The sequence below is a fragment of the bacterium genome (genome assembly GCA_040757115.1).
In the GTDB taxonomy this organism is placed as follows: Bacteria; UBA9089; CG2-30-40-21; order CG2-30-40-21; family SBAY01; genus JBFLXS01.
This window is the reverse complement of the sequence record JBFLYA010000160.1, coordinates 1-8,544: the sequence shown is the minus strand read 5'-3', so window position 1 is coordinate 8,544 and position 8,544 is coordinate 1. Positions and strand designations below refer to the sequence as shown.

The window sequence follows — 8,544 nt, the reverse complement described above, 5'->3', positions numbered from 1 at the left end:
CATTTGAGCCAGGATTTTCTACCCTTACTCTAAACTGGGGACTATCTACGGTTAACCCCTTAATCTTAGCAATGTTTTCTTTTGCTACCTTGAACTTAGCACTTCCAGTACCACGAAAATACTCATAACTTAAGGAATAATCACCTTCGGTTAATTCATAGATAAGACTACCCGTAATTGTTCCGCCATTTGGGATATAGAATTCACTATTTATTCTAATTATGTCTTCCAAATAATCAGGTTGTGGTGCTTTTGCTGGACTCTTTACAGGGTGTGGATTCTTTACAGGGTTAGACTTGATAACTATCTTTGGTTCACTTAATAACCAGGAAGGCACTTTAGGTCTGGGAGAAGCACAGACTTTAATATTCTGCTTTTGCTCTTGTTTATTCAATAAGAATGTTAGTTCAAATTCTGAATCCTGTTTTCCTTGATTGGTAATAGTAAATGGTACTTCTACATAACCCAAAGGATAGACTATCTCTGGTTCAACCTTCACATCAACTTTTTCACCAAACTCTATCTGTCCTGTATATGTTCCCGTTATATCCCCTGATAAAACAAGGGTAAGCGTAGCATAACCTGATTGATAATTATCTGGCGGGAATTGATAATTTAGTGCAATTTCTTTTATTCCCCCTGGTAGTATTGTGACTGTCCCTAATTCCTGCCACTCCTCATCTCCTATCTTCCATCTTCCATTTATTACCGTTTCTGCATCTCCGGTGTTATTTAATTTTATAGTAAAGGTATTTGTCCCTCTATTTGGACTACCTATTTCGGTAATATCTATTTTTAAAGGCTCCTCTATAATGACTACATATTCTTCTAATCTTATCTCATCAACCTCTGCAACTATGGTAAATGACTTAGTCGCTGTAGTAGTAGCAATAAATTCGTAGAGTGAATTAGTCCCTATATTAATTGTTTCACTTAATATCGTTTTATCATCTGCGTTTATGTATAGATTAAGATTGTATGCTGGCAAAACTAAATCTTTGTTATAAACCTTTCCGGTAATGGTTATTAATTCATCCGGTTTATACACGGGCTTATCAAGGTTAAATGTTAAGGTAACTGTAGCTTTAGTAACATAAAAACTCTCTGAATCAAAGGCGATAAATTGTCCTGAAGATGATAGTAATTTGGCATCTATATAGTATTTACCACAGATTGTAGGTGTGCCTATGTCTATAACCATTGATTTCTTCTCATTTGACGCTATATCGAGGTTATTACTTATACTTTCTTCTACCAATTTTGCCCTATATTCGCCTACACCTTTATCTGTAATCATCCATACATCCCTATCTTTAGCCGATAAGGTTGTGATATTGTTACTTAACATATCACTATTTTCTGTAGTATATATCTGGAACTTTTCTGTTCTTTCATCATATTCTATCAAACCATTTCCATTAGTAGCAATCCATATCCAGTTATTATCTCTACAAAGTGAAGTTATCTTCATTCCCTGAAAATATTCCTCAACTGCACCTCCATCTTTATTACAAGATATTAATTTGTCATTTGTGCCAATCCATAGATGGTTATCATCCACTGCAAGTGAGGTAATTTCTTCGTTCCTGATTAATAGAATAATCACAGTTCCATTGGTCTTATCATATCTAAGTACTTTATTTCCATCAGGATATACCTTTTCTACTCCAAAATAGACATATCTGTCATCTACACAAAGAGGGAGATAATTAATTATGTCAGGTTCTTCTGTGGACTCTACTGAATAATTCCAGATAATACTCTTTTGACCTCCAGATTTATTATATTGATATAAGAATACTTCAAATACAAATAATGGCTCTTCTTCTAATGGCTCTGGAGGACAATATTTGAGACAAAAGGAAGTAAACCATATATTTTGATTATCATGGGTTATATCTTTATAAAAATAGTACTTTTCATTTCCTACTTTTACTTTATTTTTCTTCTCTAAATCTTCTACTTGACCGCTTTCTTTATTGAACCTTTCTATTAATCCTGTATCATGATCAAGAAACCATACATAATTTTCATCTACACAAAGACTTGGTACCTCATCCGCTATATCATATAAAGTAGTTGTGCCCGTAACCTTATTATATCTAATCAAACTCTCGCTGATAGTAAACCAGACATTATCATCATCTACACCAATAGATGAAGGTGAAATCCCCTCTATTTTACTAAATTCTTTTAAATTCCTGTATATTTTAAGATTAAGTTTTCCATTATTTATAGGGTAGCCTTGATTGAATATATCTGCTTGAATAGAGATAGGCTCTCCAAAGGAATATAAAGTTTTATCAGGAGAGATATCTACATTGCTAATCACACCAGTTATCTTAAGAGGTAAAAAAACCGTTTTAGTCCCTCTTTCCTCTCCATAATATTCCATACTTATAACATAATTATCCGTCACTGCCTGGTCAGAAATAAGGAAAGAAATAATTTGATTTTTTCCCGATTCTATTTTATCAATTCTATTATTCTCTTCATAAATTTTAACTCCCATACTATCAGCCAATTTTATCTTATAATCACAGCTTTCATCTACACCCCCTATATTACTAATAGTAACATTTACCATATCTCCAATTATGTAATCTTTTTTCTCTAACTCTATCTTTAATTCTGCAGGAGGAATATAAAACTTAAATTGGGTAGATTTAGTAGAAGTGCTAAGATGAAGGTTTATAGTCCCATAATGATACCCAGAGGTTAAAGTTTCTGGAATAGATATATTGAGTGGTAAAGTCCATTTTTGCTCTGGTAATAAACTGAATGTATTAGTAGGAACAAAATTTAAGTCATCTATGGTTATAGTGGCTTCTAAATCCTCTTTAAATCTACCTGAATTGATTAAAGTCAATGTACCTATAAGAGTTTCTCTTATTCGATATTCTGGTTTATCAAGGTTTACTTTAGTAATAGCACTACAAGAAATCTCTTTTTTACCTATCAGACTTTTCCCTTCATAATATATAATATAAACAAGTTTGTATGTACCAAACTTAATACTTTCAATTGGAATATTAAAATTTACAGTAGTAGAGCCAGATATTGATAATGTCGCAAAATTACTCTGACTCCCAAAAATTAAGTTTAAATCCTGGTCTTTAAACTCTATTGTTATACTACCTCCTGAGATACTTTTAGCACTAATGTTATTTAATAAAAATGAAGTAGTGTTAGTAGAATCTGGTACAAAAATCTCTGGAATAATTATATTAGTGCTAATTTCAGGTTCTGGTATTTCAAAAGAACTTGTCCATACTCCTATTTTACTCTCATTGTTATAAACATCCACTTTTATCAAATATACCCCTCCCATTGCTGTAATTAAAGGGAAACCTATTGTAGTAGATACAGAACCATTAGAAGTAATACTTAAAGTTGTATTAGTAGCAAAAACTTCATCTCCTATTGGGTCAGTTATCTTAAGTCTAACCTCCGGATTATAGCTTAAATTATATGTATTGTCTTTATCTTGCAAGATTAAAGTAATAGTTCCTTTATCCCCTTGATCATAAATTTTTTTATCTGTGATAATTTGAATATCTACTACTGGTTTCATTACTCGTACACCTTTTTCGCAGGTAGCTATTGCTCCTTTCAGAAAATAGGTATTGCAAGTAGTTTCTTTAGGGAACAGACCAAAGTAGGTACTGGCGGAAATATACATTTTTCTGGTAAAGGTAAAGCTAGCTTGGGAATGATTAGGGATAGTAACATCCGTAATTGTACCTACATATGCCCACCATCTTCCACCATTAATCTTTTCTTCATGCACTCCTATTCCAATATTGCCTTCAAAATCTTCATCCGTATCATTGCGAACAAAAACAGTATAGGTAGCTGTAGCTCCAACTAAAATTTGTTCCTCTGCTATCGCCCAGATAGAATAACCTTCAATCTTTGTACTGCCAGTTAGATGCTTGGATACAACAAATCGTTCACCTTTTGTCTCTGGCTTGAGAATATTACCTGCCTGGTCTTTTAAGGTATAGTTTATCCAGAAGATGCCTAATTTGTCTGGGCAGGTGGTGGTGAAATTGATTTGGGTGGATTGCCCCAAAGCAAGCGGAGTGGCAAGTGGTAAGATGCTGGTAGAGAGTGTTTTTTTATCAGAATCGCGGATAGTGAATTCTACTTGTGTTGCCCTAACTGGGGTCTCCTGGAAGAATTCATAGAATTCCTCGTAGGTGATTTTTATGGGCAGGTTTATTTCATCCCCAGCTTTATACTCTGGAATTTCTTTATTTATATCCTCAACATAGCTAATCAGGTCATTGACTAACCTTATTTCTTCATCTGATGCTCGATTATAGGCTGAACTAAAGTCAGTATAAATAGTCGAGGCAATGACATAGCCTTTGCCATATTTATACATTAACATAGCAGGCATTTGATTCTTGGTTCTGCGAAGTAAAATCGTAGCATCATCAGGCCATTGAGTGAAGTAGCCGTCAATACCAACATCTAAGGTAGCATCTTGTTGTGAGGCGAATATAGGGTGGTCAGTCTCGATATAAGCGGCATTTTGCCAGCAGGATTGGTCTTCTGTCCACCCATAAGCAGTAATAGTTCCAGGCAGGCAATTAAACTCATACCCCTGTTGTTGGGCAAAACAGACTAATACCCCACCATCTTCTACATATTTCCTTAATTTATACTTTAGTATCTGTGAAGTCTCCAGCCCAAAAAATCCACCAGAGGGAATAATTATAGCAGGGTACATAGTAACCTGGTCAATTTCAAACTCAGGGGTTATCCAGCAAGAATCACCAATAATACTTGATGCCTCTTTCGGGAATCCATGATAAAGTACCGCCACATTAGCCACTGGTCCCTCAGTCTCTTTAAGTATTGGTTTTCCCAACACCCCTATATAATCATCAGGATGATCATTCCCAGGATCAGTCGGCTGTGGTAGCTCTTCTCCGCCAAAGATATCCGTAATATCAACTTCTTTTAATTTCGCTAATGCCTCCATTAGCTGTTCATAAGGGAGGAGCCACCATTTTTCAACTTCATCGGGTGTAAGATTAAGTCGTTCTCTTTCAGGATGATTTAGAGGGTATTTTTTAGCCAACATTTCCAATGCCACCTCAACCAATCCCACACAATCGTATTGATTAGGACCTTTTTGTTGTCCTCCTATGTGAGTAGGTGGATTGGTATAAGGTTTACCCCAAACTCCTTCTATCTCAGGAGTATCTGGCTTATCTGGTGTAATTAACCACTTAATAATGTCCACTACTTCCGTTGAAGTTAATTCTGTATCAATGAACCACAGGTTTTGTGCCTGACCATCATTAAATCCATTCAAATCTGTCTCTCTAACACCATCTCTTAGTGGACCATTTCCGTCGGGATCAGGAATAGTATCAATCACATAACTTGTCCCATCTGGCATAACAATCAAAAATCCTACATGCCCAGTTTTACCTGTTACCGCTTCCAATGGGGTTTTTGCCATTTTACCATTTGTATCCCGATAGACTATATATACTTTTTCATTGCCAGTTGGAGATGGTATCGGAGGAGGTGGCGGCGGTGGTGGGGGGGCAAGTGGAATTTCTATTTCCATTTCATCTCCTCCTCCTTGTCCATCATCCGCATAAACACTAAAACCTACGAATAGACTTAGCAATACTACTAATAATCTAATCTTTCTCATAATTTTATCACCTCTTATTATTATTTATATTCCTTGCCTGTTATTTTCTTTAAGGCCTTTGCTGCTAATTCACCATTAAACTTATCATTACCGTTTAGCACTTCTTCAAGAAATGGTATAGCCTTTCTATTTTTTGATTCTCCCAATGCTTCTATTGTTACCCCCCCCCCTATCTGTTTGGCTCGGCATAACTCTATTAATACATTTACTGCCTCATCAGTTCCTATTTTCCCTAATGCAGTAATTATATTTCCCATAATACCAAAAAAATCTCTCTTTTCTACCTCTTTCTCTAACATCTCAATCAACATAGGCACAGCCTCTTTTGCCTTAGCCACACCTAATAATCCAATAGCCTTTTCTTTAATTGCAACCCTCTTTCTTTCTAATTCTAATTCTCTGAATTCTTCTGCAGATCTTCTCCTCTCCCTCTTAACCCATGCCTTTATATTCTCTTCATCTTCATAGGTAAGTTTAACTTCTGGGGTATAATTACCTCTTAATATATCCATAGCTCTGTTAATTACTTTTTGTCTTCCTGCCTCATCTACCCATAGCCAAACCCCATAATCACTTCCATTTCTATCTAATGCCTCAGCTATTCTTCGGTCATGGGTCTCCTTCAATATCTTATACAATGCCTCTTTTGTTCTTTTCCCTAAGTTTGTTTCCCATTGATAAACTCTTTGCTCATCTAAAATCTTTAGCAAAGGCTCAACTGTTCTTTTATCTTTCATTTCTTCGAATATCCCGATTATACATTCTTTCGTGAACGCATTTTCATCCTCAATCGCTTCTAATAATGTAGGCACTGCACTCTCAATATCTATCTTTTTAATTAAGTTAAACGATTCTGTAAATACATCCTTTTTCCATTCTTCATCTCCGATTAATTCTTCAAGTGTTTTATTCTTACAACGAAACATCTCTTCTAACATACTTGCTGCATATTGACGCACTCTACCTTCTTGTTTAGTATCCCTAACTATCTCTATTAATACTGGAACTATAACATCACCCATTCTTAGTACCCGCTTATCTATTTCTACACCCTTTAATAATAGCCATTTATCATTTGCCTCAATCGCTTCTTTTAGATAGTTTATGATTATCCTTTTTCTTTCTTCTGGTTTTTTACTTTCAAGTTTAGGTGGTGGTATGATGGCATTAGTAATCTTAATTGGAATTGCCGTAATTTTCATAATCTTATTCTGGTCTACAAGACGAATTGTCTTCTCATCTTTTGTCTTTACCACTACAGTAAAGTAACCTATCATCAACACCCAAGCTATCACTAACATCACTAAACAAATACCACCAATTATTAATATCTTCTTTAACATTTTTCCATCACACTCCTTTTTTGTTTTTTTAGTAAGCGGATTAAACGGATTAAACTGATTATATGTTTTGAACCACAAAGCACACAAAGAACACAAAGATTTATAAGATTATTCTCTCTTTGTGCCCTTTGTGGACTTGGTGGTTTTAAAATTTGATACTTCCTTAACTTTAACTACCATTATATCACACTTTCCTTTTCCTTTCAACTATTTTCTTACTTCTCTTTGCGTCATTGCGTCATGGCGTGACATTGTCTGTTCTGAAAAATACATCCCCTGGTTGAGGTTTAGTCTCATCATCTCCAGTTGAAAAGATAGGGATAAATAGAATTAGAATGGTAATTATTGTTAGTAGAAACTTACTTATCCTTTTATTCATTTTTATTCATTTCCTTTATTTAACATTTTTTTTAAAGCCTCTTCAGCGGCTTTTTTAACATGCGGATGTTCATCCTTCCTTTTTAATATCTCCTTTAAAGGCTCAATTGCCCTCTTATCTCCAATATTCCCTAATATTTCAGCTACTGTACGCCGTATTCCATGATATTTTTTTTCGGTCAATAAATATTCACTTAGTAGTCCTATAGCTTTTTTATTACCCTTAAATAATGAAGATTTTTCTCTACTTAATTCCCATACAAAAGGGTGATTATCTTTCACATATGCTTCTGTTAGTGGAGTTATAATACTTTTATCTTCAAATTTATATGCAATAATAGCCAAAGCGTTTGCTGCACACCATTGTCCTGTCTCATCCCCTTGTTTTAAAATCTTAATCAATCTGGGTACATATTTTTTCCCTTCTTCTCCCACGAATTCAAAGCAATCTGATGCAAATCCTCGAACATACCTATCTTCTTTCTCATCTTCTATTATTTCTATTAACGCAGGAAGTATTGATTTACCCATTCTCTTTAATTTAGGCTCATAAAAAGGGGAAGGCCAAATTATTGGTGGTGTGCGATGATGTCTTTGCCAGCTAGTCTCTCGTCTAAAATCTGCTACCAAAATTTTCCGTATTGCCTCTGTATCCCTTCTTGGGAAGAGATAAAACAAGGTATCAACGACATAAATAATCAATATACTCATTATCACCACTATTCCTCCTGCTATCCATAAAACAATCTTTTTCCATTTTTTCATTTTTCTTCACACTCCTCTTTTATTTTTTAGTACACAGATTACTCGGATGATCCGGATAGAGACAGATTTTTTATTTTTATAATCCGTGCTAATCAGCGTTATCCGTGAAATCCGTAGTAGGATTAGGGTCATCCTTTTACATTCAACATTCACGGTTTGACCCCAAGAGTCCGTTAAGAATAGTTACCATTTTCTTTCTTCTTTATAAGGAAAATGAAGTAGCCAGTTCCGTGTCTTCAAGTAAGCAATAATGGTAACCGTTCAGGCTATATATCAAAAGTGTAAGAAAGGGGATAAGGAGATAAGAGTGATATGGAGATAAGATAATAGAAATAGATTGAAATTTATAGAAATAGGTAGAAATTGATTGTGGAAAAC

General features: G+C 34.8%; 4 protein-coding genes. All 4 read right to left on the bottom strand.

The window, feature by feature from the left end; genetic code table 11:
- Positions 1-5,680 (bottom strand): hypothetical protein (locus tag AB1422_13230; GenBank protein MEW6620273.1); only part of this gene is annotated, 5,680 nt, incomplete at its 3' end.
- 20 nt (positions 5,681-5,700) lie between these two features.
- The gene (locus AB1422_13225; GenBank protein ID MEW6620272.1) at positions 5,701-7,023 is read right to left on the bottom strand and encodes a HEAT repeat domain-containing protein; all 1,323 of its coding nucleotides are present in this window, start codon (positions 7,021-7,023) and stop codon (positions 5,701-5,703) included.
- 238 nt (positions 7,024-7,261) lie between these two features.
- Positions 7,262-7,402 (bottom strand): hypothetical protein, encoded by a 141-nt coding sequence (locus tag AB1422_13220; protein ID MEW6620271.1) that lies wholly within the window; start codon positions 7,400-7,402, stop codon positions 7,262-7,264.
- 2 nt (positions 7,403-7,404) lie between these two features.
- Positions 7,405-8,166 carry a HEAT repeat domain-containing protein gene (locus AB1422_13215; protein ID MEW6620270.1) on the bottom strand — a complete coding sequence of 254 codons (762 nt, stop codon included), beginning with the start codon at positions 8,164-8,166 and terminating at the stop codon, positions 7,405-7,407.
- Positions 8,167-8,544: the final 378 nt, after the last annotated feature.